This is a genomic window from Chromohalobacter nigrandesensis (assembly GCF_023061285.1).
Classification (GTDB): domain Bacteria; phylum Pseudomonadota; class Gammaproteobacteria; order Pseudomonadales; family Halomonadaceae; genus Chromohalobacter; species Chromohalobacter nigrandesensis.
The window spans coordinates 34,572-53,891 of record NZ_JAKGAM010000014.1; the positions used below are offsets into that span (position 1 = coordinate 34,572).

The 19,320-nt window shown below is 59.2% G+C and carries 17 protein-coding genes and 1 pseudogene; 3 read left to right on the forward strand and 15 right to left on the reverse strand.

Annotation, left to right across the window (positions count from 1 at the left end; genetic code table 11):
* Positions 1 to 111: 111 nt before the first annotated feature.
* From L1073_RS14575 to L1073_RS14610, 8 genes and pseudogenes are all read right to left on the reverse strand, one after another.
* On the reverse strand, positions 112 to 984 hold the full coding sequence (locus tag L1073_RS14575; RefSeq protein WP_246900405.1) for a Shedu anti-phage system protein SduA domain-containing protein: 873 nt from the start codon (positions 982 to 984) through the stop codon (positions 112 to 114).
* Positions 985 to 1,430: 446 nt separating this feature from the next.
* A pseudogene (locus L1073_RS14580) lies at positions 1,431 to 1,676 on the reverse strand (aldehyde dehydrogenase family protein); the annotation flags it as partial.
* 201 nt (positions 1,677 to 1,877) lie between these two features.
* Entirely contained in the window at positions 1,878 to 2,207 is a 330-nt protein-coding gene (locus tag L1073_RS14585) for a hypothetical protein (RefSeq protein WP_246900406.1), read from the reverse strand.
* Positions 2,208 to 2,291: 84 nt separating this feature from the next.
* The gene (locus tag L1073_RS14590; RefSeq protein WP_246900408.1) at positions 2,292 to 2,543 is read right to left on the reverse strand and encodes a WYL domain-containing protein; all 252 of its coding nucleotides are present in this window, start codon (positions 2,541 to 2,543) and stop codon (positions 2,292 to 2,294) included.
* A 76-nt stretch (positions 2,544 to 2,619) separates the two neighbouring features.
* Positions 2,620 to 3,159 carry a hypothetical protein gene (locus tag L1073_RS14595; protein ID WP_246900409.1) on the reverse strand — a complete coding sequence of 180 codons (540 nt, stop codon included), beginning with the start codon at positions 3,157 to 3,159 and terminating at the stop codon, positions 2,620 to 2,622.
* Positions 3,160 to 3,613: 454 nt separating this feature from the next.
* Positions 3,614 to 5,101 carry a CoA-acylating methylmalonate-semialdehyde dehydrogenase gene (locus L1073_RS14600; RefSeq protein ID WP_246900410.1) on the reverse strand — a complete coding sequence of 496 codons (1,488 nt, stop codon included), beginning with the start codon at positions 5,099 to 5,101 and terminating at the stop codon, positions 3,614 to 3,616.
* A 55-nt stretch (positions 5,102 to 5,156) separates the two neighbouring features.
* The gene (locus L1073_RS14605) at positions 5,157 to 6,440 is read right to left on the reverse strand and encodes a M24 family metallopeptidase (RefSeq protein ID WP_246900412.1); all 1,284 of its coding nucleotides are present in this window, start codon (positions 6,438 to 6,440) and stop codon (positions 5,157 to 5,159) included.
* Positions 6,441 to 6,531: 91 nt separating this feature from the next.
* Positions 6,532 to 7,413, reverse strand: a complete 882-nt coding sequence (locus L1073_RS14610) for a HalD/BesD family halogenase (protein ID WP_246900414.1) — start codon at positions 7,411 to 7,413, stop codon at positions 6,532 to 6,534.
* 108 nt (positions 7,414 to 7,521) lie between these two features.
* Between L1073_RS14610 and L1073_RS14615 the strand changes: the two genes are divergently transcribed.
* A complete protein-coding gene (locus L1073_RS14615) occupies positions 7,522 to 8,406 on the forward strand; it encodes a LysR family transcriptional regulator (protein ID WP_246900415.1) in 885 nt (294 codons plus the stop codon).
* A gap of 38 nt (positions 8,407 to 8,444) precedes the next feature.
* Here the strand turns inward: L1073_RS14615 and madM are convergent, their stop codons facing one another.
* The 4 genes from madM to L1073_RS14635 all read right to left on the reverse strand — a co-directional run bounded on the left by madM (position 8,445) and on the right by L1073_RS14635 (position 12,702).
* The gene (gene madM, locus L1073_RS14620; protein WP_246900417.1) at positions 8,445 to 9,206 is read right to left on the reverse strand and encodes a malonate transporter subunit MadM; all 762 of its coding nucleotides are present in this window, start codon (positions 9,204 to 9,206) and stop codon (positions 8,445 to 8,447) included.
* 12 nt (positions 9,207 to 9,218) lie between these two features.
* Complete coding sequence (gene madL, locus L1073_RS14625) at positions 9,219 to 9,641, reverse strand: malonate transporter subunit MadL (RefSeq protein WP_246900418.1); 423 nt, start codon at positions 9,639 to 9,641, stop codon at positions 9,219 to 9,221.
* A gap of 117 nt (positions 9,642 to 9,758) precedes the next feature.
* Complete coding sequence (locus L1073_RS14630) at positions 9,759 to 11,306, reverse strand: malonate--CoA ligase (RefSeq protein WP_246900419.1); 1,548 nt, start codon at positions 11,304 to 11,306, stop codon at positions 9,759 to 9,761.
* A 28-nt stretch (positions 11,307 to 11,334) separates the two neighbouring features.
* Positions 11,335 to 12,702, reverse strand: a complete 1,368-nt coding sequence (locus L1073_RS14635; protein WP_246900455.1) for a malonyl-CoA decarboxylase — start codon at positions 12,700 to 12,702, stop codon at positions 11,335 to 11,337.
* 135 nt (positions 12,703 to 12,837) lie between these two features.
* Between L1073_RS14635 and L1073_RS14640 the strand changes: the two genes are divergently transcribed.
* The gene (locus L1073_RS14640; RefSeq protein ID WP_246900421.1) at positions 12,838 to 13,509 is read left to right on the forward strand and encodes a GntR family transcriptional regulator; all 672 of its coding nucleotides are present in this window, start codon (positions 12,838 to 12,840) and stop codon (positions 13,507 to 13,509) included.
* Between the two features lie 64 nt (positions 13,510 to 13,573).
* Here the strand turns inward: L1073_RS14640 and L1073_RS14645 are convergent, their stop codons facing one another.
* The 3 genes from L1073_RS14645 to fadB all read right to left on the reverse strand — a co-directional run bounded on the left by L1073_RS14645 (position 13,574) and on the right by fadB (position 17,774).
* Positions 13,574 to 14,176 (reverse strand): Yip1 family protein, encoded by a 603-nt coding sequence (locus tag L1073_RS14645; protein ID WP_246900422.1) that lies wholly within the window; start codon positions 14,174 to 14,176, stop codon positions 13,574 to 13,576.
* 209 nt (positions 14,177 to 14,385) lie between these two features.
* Positions 14,386 to 15,564: an acetyl-CoA C-acyltransferase FadA gene (gene fadA, locus L1073_RS14650; RefSeq protein ID WP_246900424.1), complete on the reverse strand. Its 1,179-nt coding sequence runs from the start codon at positions 15,562 to 15,564 to the stop codon at positions 14,386 to 14,388.
* A gap of 26 nt (positions 15,565 to 15,590) precedes the next feature.
* Positions 15,591 to 17,774 carry a fatty acid oxidation complex subunit alpha FadB gene (fadB, locus tag L1073_RS14655; protein WP_246900426.1) on the reverse strand — a complete coding sequence of 728 codons (2,184 nt, stop codon included), beginning with the start codon at positions 17,772 to 17,774 and terminating at the stop codon, positions 15,591 to 15,593.
* A gap of 338 nt (positions 17,775 to 18,112) precedes the next feature.
* Between fadB and L1073_RS14660 the strand changes: the two genes are divergently transcribed.
* Positions 18,113 to 19,243, forward strand: coding sequence for a DUF5924 family protein (locus tag L1073_RS14660; protein ID WP_246900428.1), 1,131 nt, complete (start codon positions 18,113 to 18,115; stop codon positions 19,241 to 19,243).
* Positions 19,244 to 19,320 lie beyond the last annotated feature (77 nt).

Genomic DNA, 19,320 nt, shown 5'->3' on the forward strand with positions numbered 1-19,320 from the left:
ACTTTCGGGGTGCAGTTCAGCACCCGAAGGGCGTGGAGGTATTTGTCGGGTTCACGTACTCGTTAGAGAAGAGCTGGACTATTATCCGTGCCATTGACTGAGTCCGTTACATTACGCCGAAAACCTGCCCAGAAGATCGGCCAACGGCCTAGTTTTACGACCACCCTGAGAGAGAGTAGAGCCCTGCTCCCAACTTTCAATATCAACGCCACTTTGAATCAAAAAAGATCTCTGCTCCGAAGTCAAGTTTATTTGCTCACTATTGTAAACGGAGAAGTCCCACTCGGGAAATACATTTAATCGCTTATACCTAATAACAGACCCATTGTATGAAATAACGTTCTTCCTATTAAGCGACTGCCTTTCCATCATGTTATTTATAGCAGTATCATACGACATGATATCAATATTCATACTCTTTGCCGTAGCTGCTATATTTAATTTCCTCTCCCTTGTTTTGTTTTTATCTTCTGAGCGCCCATAAATCAGCTCAAATGCAAATTCAGTTGGATTGTCCCGCATATTGATTGGCTGATACAGAAGCTCGAAAAATCGCAGAATCTCACCTTTATTTTCTTTGACATATATCTGCCACTGCTGCATCTGCTGAAGTGCATGATTAAACTTTGCCGTATAATCTAGGCTTCCAACTTTAAAGAACTTATCTTCGGGAAGCTCAAACTCACCAAAAACAACCCTCCATCCATCCGATTTCTTAGATAGGTAAGCATAGTCCGTCTTCAAGCTACCAATTGGGCACTTACTAAGGACCATGTTCTGGTGAAAAAAATTTTTGTACGTGTTGTGAACAGAGAAAAGCTCCGTATTTGCCTCAAAATACGATTGAATTCTTTGCTCTTTCTGGGAACCAGCCTCTTGCTTGCTATCGATAACAGCCAGAAGGCCATCTCTAATCCTATGCTTTTCCTCCACGGAGGGAGTGTATTCTCTCTTAAAAGTAATCATTGGTTCCTCTGTTGCCACTTAAACAACCTCCTCAAAACGATCAAATCGTCAACTCCAACTCTAACAGGTATTAGACAGCGCGCTCGTTTTCCCTCTTGAACGAGCAGGCGCGTTCAATAATCTTATCTAGCCCGACCTTTATTTTTTAACTCATTGATTTTAAATAAAACAAAGAACAACTCGGCGCGTTATGCAGAATTCGCGTGCCTGCTGCCTTTGCCGGCTCGGTCACCCTGGAACCGACACCAACCCTGCCTCGTTACCTCTTCACCCACGCTACCGCCAAGCAAAGCACTGAACGCTTCACCACCCGGTTCATTAGGTTGTATCGGCAACATCAAACAATACTTAACCTAGCGTAATTTAACGTCGATTAACATACCGCTACACGAAAGGCGTACACACAAAAACGCCCACGCCGGTGTGTGAGCGGCACGGGCGTGGGGTTCAGCGGTGCGTGTGGCTTAGGAGGGGAAGCTGAACTGGGCGGTTTCCTGGTCGCTGCGCTTCGGCCAGCGTTGGGAGATCGCCTTGCGGCGGGTGTAGAAGCGCACGGCGTCGGGGCCATAGGCGTGCAGGTCGCCAAACAGCGAGTCCTTCCAGCCGCCGAGGCTGTGGAAGGCGACCGGCAGCGGCAGTGGAACGTTGATGCCGAACATACCGACTTCGATGGCGTCGGCAAAGCGGCGCCTGTCTTCTCCGCTACGAGAGCTTTCTTATATAACATTTGAATTCAGGTATGACCGTTAGAGGCACTACTCAATTCTCGTAAGGCGGAGGCTTCCATCCTAATCTTTTTTCAGCCATCTTTATGATGATGCCTAACACACAAGTCAAGAATATTTTTAAAAATAGCGAGCAGCCCTTCTGCCTAATAATTTATTGTACCCGACGAGCGACACCATCAAGAATCAACTTCTCCAAAGTGCCATTTGAATAAGCTTGTTGCCATCGATACTGGCACGGAAACATTTGAGACCCATTGCCAGAAAGAAATTGCATTTTGAAGTTACTATTAACTGAATACGCGTTGTTTTTGAGCCATCTTTTGTAGCCAAAATATTAAAGTTAACCACTCTTTGCATGACCTGATTTTTCATGCCCATGACGCTTTCTCTAGCACCCTCATTCGCCCAGCGTGCCTCATAAGTCTCATCAGAGATAGCAATTATTCCACTATCTCGCTCAAGAGTAGTAATACTAAGATTTGATTCGGCTATCCCAGCAATTATTGCGGGCATCGGTTTTCTCCTCCGTGGGAGTTATCGATGCGTGTCCACTAAACCGGGGGAAGTCCACCACGTATTGATGCGCATTGTTAGAACCTACACCTCAACGTCCCATCGTGGTGTGAATGGCTTCTGCGTCTCTTCCACCGAAATTACCTTGTGTACGTGGAAATTCCTGGTACCGCCCTTGCCTATGTCGTAGCAGAAAAACTTTTCAGTCCCTGCGGTAATACGATAACTATATGGTTCCGCTTCACGTGTCTCAATACTGCCGTCATCTTCACGCGCAGTGATGATGACCGTATGTAGATTCCGACCAGCTGATGCGATTGTTTCTTTAATGCTCATGTGATCTCCTTCTTGTAAGTTCTAACGTCCCAACCATGGGCGCCGTGGACGTTACCTGATTTCACTTTTTTAGATTTTAGACTGGTTGCACTGTATGCGTACAATGTGGATGACTGGGGATTTTAACTTCTTTACTCCAGTTACCATCTCGGTACGCATTTGTTAAGCGATCCAACATGTCAGAAGCACTTTGCCTGCTACCTGCCAACAACTGTGAACAATTGGAGCCCGCACTTTCAGAAGAGCTATGGCCGATAAAGCACTCAGCGCCACCAGATTCAACAATTTCAGTTAGTACTGCTTGATTATAGAAACGGCTAATGCTTGTTCTGACAAGTCTTTCAGACCATCCTTGAGGGAACACTCTGTTATTATTTTTGTATGGACTGCCATGTCTAGGCAACCTACATTCCACATCAGTAATTGCTTGAGGGATACCGATTGTACCGTTGAAATATCTTGTTAGAATATCTTTTAGATTTTCAAGCCTGACCTCTCCCTCAGTTACTTTACCCGGAATCGGCTCATCTTTAATTAACTCAAGGACTCTGCTTTTAAGATTATCATTGTTATTTACACTTTGAGAAATTTCACTGAACTCAGTCGCATACAGCATGAGCGTCACCTCCCTTATAGTATTTAATTATACTGATTAAAACAAAATGCATTAAATTGCCTGCTCGTTCGTTTTCCGACCTAAACGATCAGTCGCGTTCAACAATCTTATCGAGCCAACCTTTTCGCTCTTAAGCTTTTAATTTAAAAGGTCCTAAGAAGAAGTCGGCGCGTCATGCAGAATTTGAGTGCCTGCTGCGTTTGCTGGCACGTCAGCTTTGAGTCGATATCAGCCTTCCCTCACACACTTCACTACCGCTTCGCCCACGCTACCGCCAAGCGAAGTACTGAACGCTCCACCACCCGGTTCATTAGGTTGTATCGGCAGCACCAAACAATACTTAACCTAGCGTAATTTAACGTCGATTAAAATGTCGCTACACGAAAGGCGTAGACACAAAAACGCCCGCGCCGGTGTGAGCGGCGCGGGCGTGGGGTTCAGCCGTGCGGGTGGCTTAGGAGGGGAAGCTGAACTGGGCGGTTTCCTGGTCGCTGCGCTTCGGCCAGCGTTGGGAGATGGCCTTGCGGCGGGTGTAGAAACGCACGGCGTCGGGGCCGTAGGCATGCAGGTCGCCGAACAGCGAGTCCTTCCAGCCGCCGAAGCTGTGGAAGGCGACTGGGACCGGTAGCGGGACGTTGATGCCGACCATGCCGACTTCGATGGCGTCGGCAAAGCGCCGCCCGGCTTCACCGTCACGGGTGAACACGCAGGTGCCGTTGCCGTACTGGTGAGCGTTGATCAGGGCGATGGCGTCCTCGAAGGTCTCGACGCGCACCACGCACAGCACCGGGCCGAAGATCTCGTCGCGGTAGATGCTCATCTCCGGCGTGACGCGGTCGAACAGCGTGGCGCCGAGGAAGTAGCCGGGCGAGCCTTCCACCAGCGGATGCTCGCGGCCGTCGACCACTAGCTCGGCGCCGGCGGTAGCGCCCTGCTCGATGTAGCCGGCAACCTTGTCGCGCTGCCCGGCGTTGATCAGCGCGCCCATATCGAGGCCCTTCTCGGTGCCGGGGCCGATCTTGAGTTCGCGGGCCTGGCTGGCCAATCGCTCGACCAGGGCATCGGCGGTGGCGTCACCCACGCACACGGCGACGGAGATCGCCATGCAGCGCTCGCCGGCACTGCCGAACGCAGCGCCGATCAGGGTACTGGCGGCGTTATCGAGGTCGGCGTCCGGGAGTACCACGGCGTGGTTCTTAGCGCCGCCGAGCGCCTGCACGCGCTTGCCCTGCTGGGTGCCGCCCTCGTAGATCTTGCGCGCCACGGGGGTGGAGCCAACGAAGGAAAGCGCCCTCACCTCGGGCGCCTCGATCAGCGCATCGACGGCCTCGCGGTCGCCATGAATCACGCTGAACAGCCCCTTGGGCAGCCCGGCTTCGTCGAGCAATTCGGCCATCTTCACGGCGGCCGAGGGCGTCTGTTCGGAGGGCTTCAAGATGAAGGCGTTACCGCAGGCCAGCGCCATGGGATACATCCACAGCGGCACCATGGCCGGGAAGTTGAACGGCGTGATACCGGCGACGACACCCAGCGGCTGATGGTTGGACCAGGTATCGATGCCCGGCCCGGCGTTGTGGGAATACTCGCCCTTCAGGAGCTCCGGCACGCCGCAGGCATATTCGACGTTCTCGATGCCGCGCTTGAGCTCGCCCATAGCGTCTTCCAGCACCTTGCCGTGTTCCTCGCTGATCAGCGCGCAGATCTCGTCGGCGTCTCGCTCGAGCAGGGTCTTGAAGCGGTACATCACCTGGGCGCGCTTGGCCGGCGGCATGTCGCGCCAGGCGGGCTGGGCCTCGCGAGCGGCGTCGATGGCGCGCTGCACGGTAGCGGCATCGGCCATCGCGAGGTGGCGTACCGGCGCGGCGGTCGCCGGGTTGACTACCTCGAGGGTACGCTCGCCGCCGACAGCGTCACCGGCGATATGATGATTCAGGGTATGCATCTAGGGATGACTCCAACCTTGGGTCGTGTTCGCGGTATCGGGGTGTCGCGCCGGATCAGAATTGGCGACCCAGCAAAGCCTCATCGAACGGATAGCGCGAGAGCTTTTCGATGCCGGTCTCGGTCACCAGCACTTCTTCCTCTAGCTTGACGCCGTCGGCAGCGTCGACCTCGCCGATGTAGCTTTCCACCGAGACGACCATGCCGGGCTCCAGGACGCCGTCCTTGGAGAAGCGGTCGAAATCCATGTGGTGGGCGACCAGTGGGGTCTCGCCGTGCATGCCCACGCCGTGGATGATCGACGGGTAGCGGCGGTCGAGGAAACGCTCGGGAATCTTCCAGGCGCTTTCGGCGATCTCGCGGTAGCTCATGCCCGGCTTGAGGATCGACATGTTGTGGTGCACCTGGTCATAGGCCATCTGGTAGAGGCTCTGCTGATAGGCGCTGGGACGGCCCGGCCCGACATGGAAGGTGCGCGAGAAGTCGGAGTAGTAGCCGTGGCAGCCGATGGTGTCGGTATCCAGCGCCACCAGTTCGCCGGGACGCACCACCCGGTTACTGGCTTCGTTGAACCAGGGGTTGGTACGCGGACCGGAGGAAAGCAGCCGCGTCTCGATGAACTCGCCACCCTGACGGATGACATCGCCGTACATGATGGCGAACAGCTCGTTCTCGGTGACGCCGGGCTTGATGGCGGCTTCCACGGCGGACACGGCGGCCTCGCTGCCGGCCATCGACTGGGCCAGGCAGGCGATCTCTTCCGGCGTCTTGATGCGCCGGCAATGCAGGGTGTCCTGCATGCAGTCATAGACATCCAGCCCCTGAGCTTCCAGCGAGCGCGCCAGGTTCAGCGCACAGCGGTCCATGCCGATCTTCTTGTTGCCCTTGCCGTGTTCTTCCATCAGCTCGGCGATTTCGATGCCGAAGGGGTCGGAGGACATGTTGTCGCGCTGGTTGACCGCCGACCACACCACCTTGGAGGTGCGCGCTTCGTCAATGGTCTCGAGCCAAGTGGAGACATGCGCGCTGCCCGGATACTCGAAGAGGATGACCGGGCCTTCGAGCGGCACGTAGATATAGCGCGTGGAGTTACGCAGGAAATAGCCGAACATGTTGCGCGAGCCGGTGGCGTAACGCTGGTTGTAGGGATCGAACAATACCAGTGCGGCGTAGCCCTGCTCGGCCATCATCGCGCGTAGACGCTTGAGGCGCCCACCGCGCAGTTGTACCGGGTCGAAGGCGGTGGGAATGCTGTCGCCGTTGGCCATGGGAGCGGAGGGCACGACCGGAATGGCGTTGGGTTCGTTGTCGGTCAGGTTTTCGAAGTCGACGATGCTCATGGTGTTTCCTTGGGAAAAACGGGGGGCATATGCGTAACGATGCGTCGCGAGCGCGGCCAGGCGGGTCGTGCTGCCTAGCCGTTCAAGCGCGTCAATCGGCGAGACTATCGCTGCGCTGCATGCCTTCTTCCAGCAAGCGCTCATGCACCGGCGCCATGCGTCCGAAGATGCGCTTGGCGCGCTCGGGGCGGCCGATGAAGCCCGGCTCCTTGGCATAGGCGAAGATCACAGTATGCCGCTCGCGGTCGCCTTCCACCGGTGTCACACGGTGCAGCGAGTAACGGCCGAAGAATATCTGCAGATCGCCCGGCTGGAGCTCCAGCGACTTGATTTGTGAGCGGTCGCCGTCGATGACCTTTTCCACCCCCTCGAAATTCTCGCCCTTGGGGCTACGGATGCCCGGCGCGTATTCGAAGCGGCCACCGCCCTGGGACTGACGCGTCATCATGGTGACGATGAACTCGTTGGTGTCGTAGTGCCACGGATGCTGACAGCCCTCGCGCAGCACGTTGACGACCAGGTCGGCCAACGGGTCGGCGTACTGATGGATCTCCTCCATGTCCACTACGCGGGCGATGAAGCGCTGGAAGCCGGCATGCGAGTAGACTTGGCGGATGATGGTGTCGGCGCCGATGCGATCCCCGGCGACGAAGCCGTTGGTGCGGTCACCGAAGCGGTTCTTGGGATGCGAGGCCGGCAGGCTGGGGTCGCCGTCGCTGTTGTAGGGATTGGTCTCGGTCTGGTTGTAATGCGCCTCCGGTGAGAGTCGCTCGGTCTCGCGCTCGAGCCGTGTCAGCGCCTCGTCGGGCACGAAGCCCTTGAGCACCACGCAGCCGTCCTCGCCGAGCTGTTCGCGGCATTGTTCGATGAGGGCGCGTCCGCGCTCGCCATCGAGTTGATCGATGGGATAGCGCTCGAGATCGATCAGGCCGTTAAGTGCGGTGTCGTCTGCCTGCATGGTGTTGGCTGACATGCGAATCTGCTCCTGACGTGTCCAATTACATATGGACAGGGTAGAGAGGCAGGTTCAATAATAGAAATGAATGGTTAAGATCAAAAAGATTGCAAGGGCTCATAGATCATGGATACCGACCTGCTTCGCGCCTTCGTCACGGTCGCCGAGTGCGAGGGTTTCAGCGCCGCCGGCAAGGTGCTGCATCGCACGCAATCGGCGGTCAGTCTGCAGATCAAGCGGCTCGAGGATCAGATGGGCGAGTCGCTGTTCGAGCGCACCAGCCGCAGCGTGATGCTGACCCCGGCGGGTGGCCGCTTGCTGCCCTATGCCCGACACATCCTCAAGCTTCAGGACGAGGCGCGCCGGGTCATGGGCGTGGATCGCCAGGGCGAGCTGATCCGCCTGGGTACCTCGGAAGAGCAAGCCAGCACCTACCTGCCCGAGCTGCTGCCGCGTTTCGCCGCTCGCTTTCCCGAGGTGCGCCTGGAAGTGAACTGCAACATCAGCGGCTCGCTGGTGCATGACTTTCAGGAGGGCTTGCTGGATGTCGCGCTGGTGGTGCGCCACGGCCCTACCCAGACCGGTCGACTGCTGGGCCGCGAGCCCATGGTGTGGGTGGTCGCCGAGAACCGCTCGATCACCGATTGGGAGATCCTGCCGTTGGCCTTGAACCCCGAGGGCTGCACCTTCCGCGCCCACGCGTTCGCCGCTCTGGGCCCCACGGACCGGCCCTGGGACGTACGCTATTCCAGCCAGTCGCCCACCGGCATCAATCTACCGGTGCAGGCGGGACTGGCGGCCACGGTCAAGACACCGCGCAGCGTCCCCGAAGGCTGCCGCATCGTCGGCGAGGACGAAGGCCTGCCGCCGCTGGGGCATGTCGAAATCGAAATGCATCGCACGCCGGGCCACTCCAGCGACGCCTTCACCGCCTTCTGCGACGAGTTGGAAAGCATCGTCACCGCCACCGAGTCCCTGCAATCGGTCGAGTACGTAAGCGGCGAGGCCTGAACGACCAACGGCGCCTCGAAAGGCGCCGTTGGCTAAGACTAGGCCAACCCGCGTACGGCGAGGAACAGAACCGTAGGTGCCAGCAGGATGCCGAGCCCTGTATAGAAAGTCGCGGTCATTGCGCCGTAGGGCACCAAGCGAGCATCGGTGGCGGCTAGCCCCGCCGCAACGCCGCTGGTGGTGCCGATCATGCCACCGAAGATCATCGCCGAGCGCGGATTGTCCAGCCCAATGAGTCGCGCCGTCATCGGTGTGGCGATCATAGTGAGGATCGATTTGACCAATCCGGCAGCGATCGATAACGCGACCACTTCGGAGCTCGCACCCAATGTCGCCCCAGTGACGGGACCGACGATGTAGGTCACCGCCCCGGCACCGATAGTGGTAATCGCCACCGGATCGGTATAGCCGAATCCGACCGCCACCAAACCTCCGGCGATGAAAGACACCACTACCCCCGCGAACAGCGCCACCACGCCACGCACGCCGGCCTCGCGCACCTCCTCGAAGCTCACGCCGTAAGCGGTGGCAATAATGGCCAAATCTCGCAGCATCCCTCCCCCCATCAGCCCCAGGCCGGAGAAAAGGGTGATATCGGCGAGACCATCGGCTCCCCCGGTGACCTTACCCCCCACATAGGCCAGCGCCAGGCCGAGCATGATAGCGATAGCCGAACCATGTAGCTTGCCCCGGGTAAAACGATCACTGATCCAGTAGGCGAAATACATGGTAAGGCCAATCACAGCGAAAGCCGCCACCAGATGATACTTGTCGACTAAGTCGTAAAGTGACTGAAGCATGGGGCACCCTCCTCAGCGGCCGGCAGTATGGGTTTTCAAGGACTCGGGGCGCGATTCATCGGCGTCCGTGGTAACGCTAGAGCTCGAACGTCGACCTGCGAACACCGGCACCATCGCCAGCCCCAGCACCACTGCCAGCGCGCCGCCAAACAACGCCACTAGCCCACCACCGAAGGCCGCAGCCACGTTCTGACTGGCGGCCATGGCCACTACGATAGGGATATACATGGCATTCCAGAAATTAATGCCGCTGACGGTAGCCTCAGGCAGTTTGCCGCGCACCTTGAGATACCCCGTCACGAAGATCAGTAGCAGCATGGCGATGCCCACACCGCCGAGATTGGCATTGATCCCCAGTAACTGACCCAGCAGGTCTCCGATTACCAGGCCTATCATCATGCAGCCGGCCAGTAAGGCCACTCCGTAGATCACCATGATCATTTCCTTCTTGTCGTTGTAATCGATCCTCGGGAGCTCCCGAGCATTAGCGTGCTCCTTGTCGTATCTCCGCACGACTAGGAAGCCCGGCCGCCAGCCAGGCCCTGGGCCGTATCACACGGCTGTTTCGTCCGCCTCCTTCACGGCATAGAGATCGGCATAAATGTTACGTAGTTCGTTCTTCTGCACCTTGCCCATCACGTTGCGTGGTAGCGCCTCGATCGTGAATATCCGCTTGGGCTGTTTGTAGCGCGCCAGACGATTGCTCAGAGCCGCCTGGACACTGGCCTCGTCCGGAGCCGTCTCACTTTCGCGAGCCACGATCACCGCGGTGACGCCTTCACCCAAGTCAGGATGCTTGACGCCGAACACCGCCGACTCGGAGACGCCCGGCAACTCGTCAATCAGTTGCTCGACCTCTTTCGGGTAAACGTTGTAGCCGCCCGAGATCACCAGGTCCTTGTCACGCCCCACGATATGCAGATAGCCGTCGTCGTCGATCAGCCCCAGGTCGCCGGTAATGAAAAAGCCGTCGTCGCGAAACTCGCTGCGGGTCTTCTCTGGCATCTGCCAGTAGCCCTGGAAGACGTTGTCGCCCCGTACCTCGACCAGTCCGGTCTCGCCCCGAGGCAACTCGGCGCCGCTTTCACGGTCGGTGATGCGCACTTCGCTACCCGGCAGCGGGAAACCGACCGTGCCGGGGCGTCGCTCACCCTCGTAGGGGTTGGACGTGTTCATGTTGGTTTCGGTCATGCCATAACGCTCGAGAATGACATGGCCCGTCCGCTCGCGGAATTGATCATGCGTCTCGGCCATTAGTGGCGCTGAGCCGGAGACGAACAGCCGCATGCTGGCCACGGCATCACGATCCAGCCGCGGGGACTGCAGCAGCCGGGTATAGAAAGTAGGTACTCCCATCAGCACCGTGGCTCGAGGCATCAGGTCGAGCAGCTGCTCGACGTCGAGCTTGGGCAGAAAGGTCATCGAGGCGCCCACTGTCAGCACAATATTGCAGGCCACGAACAACCCGTGCGTGTGGAAAATCGGCAGCGCGTGCAACAGGTGATCGTTGGCGGTGAAGCGCCAGGCCTCAGCCAGCGCCCGGCTGTTGGAGGCCAGATTTGCGTGGCTGAGCATGGCGCCCTTTGAGCGCCCGGTGGTGCCGGAAGTGTAGAGGATCGCCGCCAGATCGGAGGCTTCTAGGTAAGCGATATCGGTCATCGGCTCGGCGACGGCAGCGCGCTCCATCAGGCTGCCGTCTCCGGTCGTGCCCAGACTTTCCACGTGAACTACCAGCCCCTCTTGATAGAAGCGTTTGGCATCCGCTTCCCACTCCGTGGGGCACACATAGAGCTGTGGCGCGGCATCGCCGAGAAAGTACTCGATCTCGGCACCGGTGTAGCCGGTGTTGAGCGGCAGATAGACCGCCCCGGCTTGCAGGCAGGCTAGATAAAGCATGATTGCCTCGGGGCTCTTGTCGACCTGCACCGCCACTCGATCGCCGGGCTGGACATCGAGAGACTGCAGCACGCCGGCCAGACGCTGCGAGGTGGCCAACACCTCACCATAAGAATAGCGACGCCCCTCGGGAGTATCGATAAGCGTCTTGTCTGGCGTCGCACGGAAGTGGGTCTCGAACTGCAGTAACAGGTTATGATTCATATGGCGTCTCCTGGGAATCGTCGGAGTATCAGACGTCGACTGGGGTTTCCAGCAATGGCTGGGCTCGCTTTATCTGGCGCTGTATCTCGCCGCTGCAAATCACGCTGCCCTCGCGGCTGTAGGCCTCGTGGTTCTGCTCGATGCGGTCCGGCTCGTAGCGATAATTGACCATCAAGCCATGGGCCTGGCGGCAGCCCTTGGTGGAGATGTCAGCGGGCCAGTTGAGACGATGCAGGCTCGCCCCGTTGCCCAAGTGGAAGCGCGCCACAGGGTCGCGTGGCAAGCCGTGGCGCTGCTTGGCCTGGGTGAGATAGTGAGCTGCCAAAGGCAAGAGTTCCGACTCGAGCACCTCCCGGGCCTGCGAGTCGTCACGCCAGCGGGTCTCATCAAGGGCAGTGGCGGCGTCAGGCGACAGCCGGCACTCGCCAGCCTCGCGCCGCTCCGCCAGCCATTTAGCGAAGCCCGGCACCGGCGATAAGGTCACGAAGTTGTCGAGTTCGGGCAGCTCTCGGCGTAACTCATGCACTACCTGTTTGATTAGGAAGTTACCGAAGGAGATGCCTTTCAGCCCCGCCTGGCAATTGCTGATACTGTAGAAAACCGCAGTGTCGGCATCTTGGGGGGCCACTTCGTCGCCGCCAGCCAGTAGTTCCTGGATATTGCCGGGAATCCCGTGGCACAACGCCACCTCAACGAAGATCAGCGGCTCATCACCGATGGCCGGGTGGAAGAAGGCATAGCAACGCCGATCCTCCGGATCGAGGCGCCGTCGCAGGTCGTTCCAGTCTTGAATCTCGTGCACCGCTTCGTAACGGATCAGCTTCTCGAGCACCGCCGCCGGGGTGTTCCAGTCGATGCTCTTGAGTATCAGGAAGCCACGGTTGAACCAGGACGCGAACAGGTGTGCGAAATCTTTGTCGAGACCGTCCAGCTCTGGAGACTCGCCGAGATGTGCCTGTAGGTCGGTGCGCATCTTTACTAGCTCGTAGGTACCGCCCGGACAAAGGTTGAGACGGCGCAGCAATTCTTGACGCGGTGGTTCGCAGGCCTCGATCAGTGCCCGCAGCTCGGTTTCACTTTCACCCTTGTGATAGGCCGCGTAGGCGGCGTGGATCGCCTCGGGACTAGCGCTGTGGCGCTCGGCGAGCCTGATCAGGAAAGTACGACGCTCTTCGGCATCCAACCCGGTATAGCCAGCAAGCAACCGTTGGGCGACCAGTATCTGCGATGCCTCACCGCCACCACTGGTCAGGAGGACATCACACGCCGAGATAAGGCCATCGACGCCGGATGCCACGGTTTCTCTTCCACGATGAGAGGCCCGCTCGCTCCCTGGGCGCTGACGTGCCCGCCGAGCCACACTCGACAGCAGATTTTCCAAAAAATCCATGTTCATCTTCATGTTGCGCCCTCCAGAGGCCCGAGCCGTCTCTGACGATGACGTTGATTTGGGACATAGATATATGATATCGAGTTGTTATATATAACAACTAGGCGCAAAATATAGCCATGTCAAGCAAGAGGAAAGTCAATGAGCAAGGTTTCCCAGGCGCAGCGGCTGCGCGACCTGCTAGAAGACGCCATCATCAAGGGACATTACCCGCCCGGGGCACGCCTCGACCCGGAGGCGCTTGAGCGAGAGTACAACTGTTCGCGTACGCCAGTCCGAGAGGCGATCCAGCAGCTAGCGACGTCGGGGATGGTGAAAGTAGTACCGAAGCGCGGCACCTTCGTAACACAGCTCAGCGTGGCAGAGTTGGTAGAGCGCTTCGAAGTGATGGCCGAGCTAGAGGGGATGTGCGCTCGACTGGCGGCGCGGCGCATCCGCTCAGAAGAGCTGGAAGGGCTGCACAAGGCACACGAGGCGTGCCAGAGCATGGTCGAAGCTGGCGACGCCAATGGCTACTACTATGAAAATAGTATCTTCCATCAGCGCATCTACGAGGCCAGCCATAATGCCTTTCTGGCTCAGGAGGCAACGCGCCTGCATGCAGTGCTGCAACCCTACCGCCGCATGCAGCTGCATCTGCGACACCGACCGGAGCGTTCCCTAGCAGAACACGAAGCGGTGCTTGCCGCTATTGCTGCCGGCGACGAGCGACGCGCCGAGGCCGAGATTGAGGCTCACGTTCAGATCCAAGGCGAACGCTTCAACGACCTGGTCGCCTCGGTACAGCAACTTCAGCAGACCGGAAGCGACTGAGCCTGAACGACCAACGGCGCCTCAAGGGGCGCCGTTGGCCTTTGCTTCATTTTCATTGAAGAGACTACAAGTCGATGCCCAGCAGCTTGGCGCCGTAGCCCCACAGCAACACCGTTACGCCGAGAAGCACCTCGAGCACCAGCACGCCGATACCGAGCGTCGAACCGGTGACGATGAAGCCTTCTTCAGAGCTGATGTCGAGGAAGTTGGGAATCCCCAGATACAGTAGATAGGCGCTGTAACAGAGCCCGACGATGGTCGCCAGCATGCACAGCCAGACCAATGGGTAGAGCGCGACGACGCCACCGACGAACATCGGCGTAGCGACGTAGCCGGCGAAGATGATGCAGCGCCGACGACTCGGGGGCTTGGAATAACGCTGTGCCATCCAGTGGATCACCGTCCCCATGAAGCCCACCGCTATCAAAATCGCCACATAGAAGGCGACCCCGGCGAAGAAGGCATCCAGGTAATTGAGCTGTATAGTGTGCCCGCCACCGAAATCCCAACCGACCTGGGTGGTGCCGATGAAGGCACACACCACCGGGATCAACGCCATTTCCAGGACATGATGACTGTAGAGGTGGGTAATGGTCTCTCTTTCGTCGTGGATCTGCTTCCATTCACGGTTCGGGTGTACCAAGAGTCCCCAGACATGCGTGAGCATAGAAAACACCTCCTCCATCGCCGATAGTCGCATCACGTCGCGGCGCGCTTCAGGATTCGCTGCGCCCCGACGTTTTTATCAGTGTAGTCAGTATTTTGCTCAGCAATATCAGATTGACCGCTTGAAACGGCAGCCACGTAAAAAAAGCGACACCCTCGGCGGGTGTCGCTTTGCTATCGCTGTACTGCAAGCGAGAAGCGGGTAGCGCGTTACTTCAGCCGTTCGAACACCGTGGCGACGCCCTGCCCCATGCCGATGCACATGGTGGCTAGGCCCAGTTTGGTGTCCTGCTGGCGCATGACGTTGAGCAGCGTGGTGCAGATGCGTGCCCCGGAGCAGCCCAGCGGGTGGCCCAGGGCGATGGCGCCGCCGTTGAGATTGACGACCTCGTCCATGCGCTCGCGCAGGCCGAGATCCTTGAGCACGGGCAGCGATTGCGCGGCGAAGGCTTCGTTAAGCTCGACGGTCTGGATGTCGTCGATGCTAAGGCCCGCGCTCTTGAGCGCCTTCTGCGTTGCCGGCACCGGACCGTAGCCCATGATCGAGGCATCGCAGCCGGCGACACCGGTGGAGACCACCCGTGCCAGCGGCTCGAGCCCCAGCGCTTGCGCGCGTTCGTAGCTCATCACCGCCAGCGCCGAGGCGCCCACCGAGAGCGCCGAGGAAGTGCCCGCCGTGACCGTGCCACCCTTGGGATCGAAGACCGGCTTGAGCTTGCCCATGTCTTCCAGGTTGGCGTCGTGTCGCACCACCTCGTCGCGGTCGATCAGGCGCCGGAAGCCATTCGCGTCGTGCCCTTCGACGCCGACGATCTCGTTGTCGAAATAGCCGTTTTCGTTGGCGGCCACCGCGCGTTGATGCGAGCGCACGCCGAACGCGTCCTGTTCTTCACGGCCCACGCCGTGCATCTTGCCCAGCAGCTCGGCGGTCAGGCCCATCATCATCGCGGCCTTGGCGGCGTACTTGCTGGCCGCCGGGTTGACGTCGACGCCATGCTCCATCGGCACATGCTCCATGTGCTCAACGCCGCCGATGATGTAGAAATCGCCCATGCCAGCCTTGATGTTGGCCGTGGCGATATGCAGCGCGCTCATCGACGAGCCACACAGGCGATTGACCGTTTGCGCCGGCACGCTGCGCGGGATCCCGGTCATGATCGCGGCGTTGCGCGCGATGTTCATGGCTTGCTCGAGGGTCTGGTTGACGCACCCCCAGATCACGTCGTCGACCTCGGCGGGGTCCAGGTTGGCATTGCGCTCGAACAGCGCCTGCATCACCGAGGCGGACAAATTTTCGGCGCGCACGTTGCGGAAAGCCCCGTGCTTGGCCTTGGCCATGGCGGTCCGGACGGCATCGACCACCACGATATCTCTAGGATTCAAACTCATTTTCGCGCTCCTCGTTGCGTGGTGGCTCATTGATCGGATTCGGACGTATCGGGGTAGAAACGCTCGCCCTTGGCGGCCATGTCACGCAGCCGCTGGGTGGGGCGATAAAGCGGCCCGAGTTCCTCGGCCAGCGCTTCGGCCTGAGCGACGAACGCATCCACACCCAGCGCGTCGATATAACGCAGCGCTCCGCCCCGGAACGGCGGAAAACCGATACCGTAGATCAAGGCCATATCCGCCTCGGCCGGCGTCGCCACGATGCCGTCTTCCAGGCAGCGCACGGCTTCCATGCACAGCGGCACCATCATGCGCGCGACGATATCGTCGTCGCTGAACTCGCCACGCGTATCGACGGATTTCTCGACCAAGGCATGAGCCTGCTCGTCGGAGACCTTCTTGGGCTTGCCCTTCTTGTCTTCCTCGTAGCGGTAGAACCCCTTGCCGTTCTTCTGGCCTAGACGGTCCTCGTCATACATGCGTTGAATCGCCGTCTTGCCGCCGTTCTTGGCTTCCTGCTCCATGCGGTCGGGGAAGCCTTCCGCCATGACCTGCTGGGCATGCACGGCGGTGTCCATGCCCACCACGTCCAGAAGATACGCGGGGCCCATCGGCCAGCCGAACTTCTCCATGACCTTGTCGACGTGCTCGAAGTCGGCGCCCTGCTCGACCAGCAGGCTGAAGCCACCGAAATAGGGGAACAGCACACGGTTGACCAGAAAACCCGGGCAGTCGTTGACCACGATCGGCGTCTTGCCCATCTGGCGGGCATACGCCACAGTCGCGGCCACCGCAGTGTCGCTGGTTTTCTCGCCACGGATGACCTCGACCAGCGGCATGCGATGCACCGGGTTGAAGAAGTGCATGCCGCAGAAGTTTTCGGGGCGCTTGAGCGTCGCGGCGAGGCGGTCGATGGAGATCGTCGAGGTATTGGTGGTCAAGGTGGCGTTATCGGCGAGCAGCCCTTCGACCTCGGCCAGCACGGCCTCCTTGACCTTGGGGTTCTCGACCACGGCCTCGACCACCAGATCGACATCGGCGAAGTCCCCATAGGAGAGCGTGGGGCGAATGTTGGACAGCGCTTCGGCGACCTGATCGCTACTCAGACGGCCGCGCTCGAGCTGCTTGCCGAGCAGTTTGCGCGCTTCTTGCAGGCCCAGTTGCAGCGCCTCTTCCTTGATGTCTTTCATCAGGATCGGCGTGCCCTTGTAGGCGCTCTGATAGGCGATGCCGCCGCCCATGATGCCCGCGCCCAGCACCGCCGTCTTGTTCACGGCAGCAGCCTGATTAGCGTACTGCTTGCCCTTTTTCTTGACCAGTTGATCGCTCAGGAACAAGCCGACCAGGTGATAGCAGACATCGGTCTTGGCCAGCTTGGCAAACGCCTTGGCCTCGATGGCCTGCGCGCGCTCGCGGTCTTCACCGGCGCCCTTCTGGATAACCTTGATCGCCTCGATGGGTGCCGGATAATGCGGTCCCGCCTTGCCCGCCACGTAGCCCTTGGCGGTCTCGAAGACCATCATCTGCTCGATGGCGTTGAGCATCAGCGGGGATTGCTTGATTTGGCGGCGCGCCCGGTGGTCGAGCTCGCCGGCATTGGCGCGGGCGAGGATATCCAGGGCGGCGGCTTCCAGGGCATCCCCCGCGACAACGGCATCTACCGCGCCGACCTTCAAGGCGGCATCGGCACGATTTTCCGTGCCGCCGGAGATCCACTCGATGGCGTTGTCGGCACCGATCAAACGCGGCAGACGCACGCAACCACCCCAACCCGGTACGATGCCCAATTTGGTCTCGGGCAGGCCCAACTTGGCGCTGTCGCTCATCACCCGGAAATCGCACGCCAGGGTAATCTCGCAGCCGCCGCCGAGTGCCAGACCGTTGATCGCCGCCACGCTGGGAAACGGCAAATCTTCCAGCGTATTGAAGATGCGGTGCACGCGCGTGTTCATGTCGACCAGGAAGTCTTCGTCACGCTGGAACATGCCATGGAACTCGGTGATATCCGCGCCGACGATGAAGGCGTCCTTGGCGCTGGTGATGACCAGGCCTTTGACATTCGTCGCCTCGCCGAGCGCCGCCAGGGCCGCTTCGAACTCTTCGATCATCTTGCTCGAGAGCGTGTTGACGGACTCGCCTTGCGCATCGAAGGTCAACATGGCGATGCCGTCATCGCGCTGCACCACCGTGATGGCGTTACCTTGATAAATCATTCAGGGCTCTCCCTGCTGTTGGCCTGGACCTTACGATTCACGAAGGAGACAGGCGCCGGGCTCGGGCGTGGCGCTGTTCCTCGCACACTTTCATACAGTCGTTTGAATGCAAATCAGCTTGCGCCAGCCAAGCGGTGGCGTCAAGTCTCCCCCCATTAGCAGATAGTCGCGAACAGATAGTCGCGTTGAAACACGCTCTATCGAGACACATACCGATGAGACAACTCCCGGAGGCGATGGACTCCTGATAGGATAGGCGCCTTTGCGGTTTTCCAACCATCGCGTCTTAATACGCGCTGCCTCTTACTACTTGCTGCATCGGAACTTCCACACACCTCATGTCCTTACCCTCTAGCGCGACACTGCTCGCTCGCATCACGCCCCTCGTCGAACGCTTCAAGCACTATGCCTGGCTGTGGCCGCCCACCGCCTTTGTCATCGGTTTACTGGGGTTTTTCCTGGTCAACCGCCAGCAATGGCTCGGCGCCGTGCTGGCCTTGGGGCTGCTGGTCGCCTGGTGCCTGCTGTTGGCCGAAAGCTTGCTGACACGGTTGCTCAAATTTCGTGGGCAGCCCGGCCTGCCACGCATGGTGACGACCTTCATTGCGCAGCTCATTCATCAGGAAACATTATTCTTCACGCTGCCGTTCTTTCTTGCCACCACGGTATGGGCAAGCGGCCAGGCCGTCTTCACGTTGTTGCTGATCGGCTGCGGCTTGCTGGCGATTCTCGATCCCCTTTATTTCGGTCTCGCGCAACGCCATCGCTGGCTGTATTTCATGTTCCACGCGATGTGCGTATTCGTGGTGGTGCTGGTGACATTGCCGATCATGCTGCAGCTAACCACCGGTCAAAGCCTGATACTGGCGATCGTCGCCATGGCCATCTTCAGCGTGCCTAGCCTGATCAACCTGATACAGCCTCAAGGCGTCTGGCGGTGGCTGGCGATGATCGGGCTGATCGTGGTGTTGGCCTCGGCGGCCTGGATGGGTCGGGTATGGATTCCCCCGGCGACATTATGGATCTCCGGCAGCGCCCTCTCGCCAGGGTTCGATGTCGGGGACCGCGAGCCGCGCGGCGAAAGCGTGCTGACCCCATCGACACTCTCGGGGCAAGGCTTGTACGCTTACACCGCAATTCGCGCACCACGCGGTCTACGCGAGAAGATCTATCACGTGTGGCGGCACGATGGCGAAGTGGTCGATCGCATACCGTTGGTCATCCGCGGGGGACGCGAGCAGGGCTACCGCGCCTGGACGCACAAGCAAAACTTCCCCACGGGGTCGCAGGGACGTTGGCAGGTCGACGTCATGACTGCCGCCGGACAACGCATCGGGACATTGCGTTTTCGTGTCGACGAAGACGCCTCGAAGGCCACGCATGCCGATGGCGACATCCATTTACCCCCGGGTTTGCCTGGCTGGAACATCCGTCACTTGGTTGCCGGTTCGGCCCAGGACGATGAATGAAAGGTCGACGATAGTGTGACTTGCAATAGCACGTCACACTCGGGACAATCCCGTTAGGTTCCTAACCAAATACAAGG

Coding starts and splice junctions, on each gene's coding strand:
- L1073_RS14640 (WP_246900421.1), top strand. CDS start 12,838: ATGAGCAAGGTTTCCCAGGCGCAGCGGCTGCGCGACCTGCTAGAAGAC.
- L1073_RS14630 (WP_246900419.1), bottom strand. CDS start 11,306: ATGAATCATAACCTGTTACTGCAGTTCGAGACCCACTTCCGTGCGACG.
- fadA (WP_246900424.1), bottom strand. CDS start 15,564: ATGAGTTTGAATCCTAGAGATATCGTGGTGGTCGATGCCGTCCGGACC.
- L1073_RS14610 (WP_246900414.1), bottom strand. CDS start 7,413: ATGTCAGCCAACACCATGCAGGCAGACGACACCGCACTTAACGGCCTG.
- fadB (WP_246900426.1), bottom strand. CDS start 17,774: ATGATTTATCAAGGTAACGCCATCACGGTGGTGCAGCGCGATGACGGC.
- L1073_RS14590 (WP_246900408.1), bottom strand. CDS start 2,543: ATGAGCATTAAAGAAACAATCGCATCAGCTGGTCGGAATCTACATACG.
- L1073_RS14605 (WP_246900412.1), bottom strand. CDS start 6,440: ATGAGCATCGTCGACTTCGAAAACCTGACCGACAACGAACCCAACGCC.
- L1073_RS14615 (WP_246900415.1), top strand. CDS start 7,522: ATGGATACCGACCTGCTTCGCGCCTTCGTCACGGTCGCCGAGTGCGAG.
- L1073_RS14635 (WP_246900455.1), bottom strand. CDS start 12,702: ATGAACATGGATTTTTTGGAAAATCTGCTGTCGAGTGTGGCTCGGCGG.
- madL (WP_246900418.1), bottom strand. CDS start 9,641: ATGGTGATCTACGGAGTGGCCTTACTGGCCGGCTGCATGATGATAGGC.
- L1073_RS14600 (WP_246900410.1), bottom strand. CDS start 5,101: ATGCATACCCTGAATCATCATATCGCCGGTGACGCTGTCGGCGGCGAG.
- L1073_RS14585 (WP_246900406.1), bottom strand. CDS start 2,207: ATGCCCGCAATAATTGCTGGGATAGCCGAATCAAATCTTAGTATTACT.
- L1073_RS14595 (WP_246900409.1), bottom strand. CDS start 3,159: ATGCTGTATGCGACTGAGTTCAGTGAAATTTCTCAAAGTGTAAATAAC.
- L1073_RS14660 (WP_246900428.1), top strand. CDS start 18,113: ATGTCCTTACCCTCTAGCGCGACACTGCTCGCTCGCATCACGCCCCTC.
- madM (WP_246900417.1), bottom strand. CDS start 9,206: ATGCTTCAGTCACTTTACGACTTAGTCGACAAGTATCATCTGGTGGCG.
- L1073_RS14645 (WP_246900422.1), bottom strand. CDS start 14,176: ATGCTCACGCATGTCTGGGGACTCTTGGTACACCCGAACCGTGAATGG.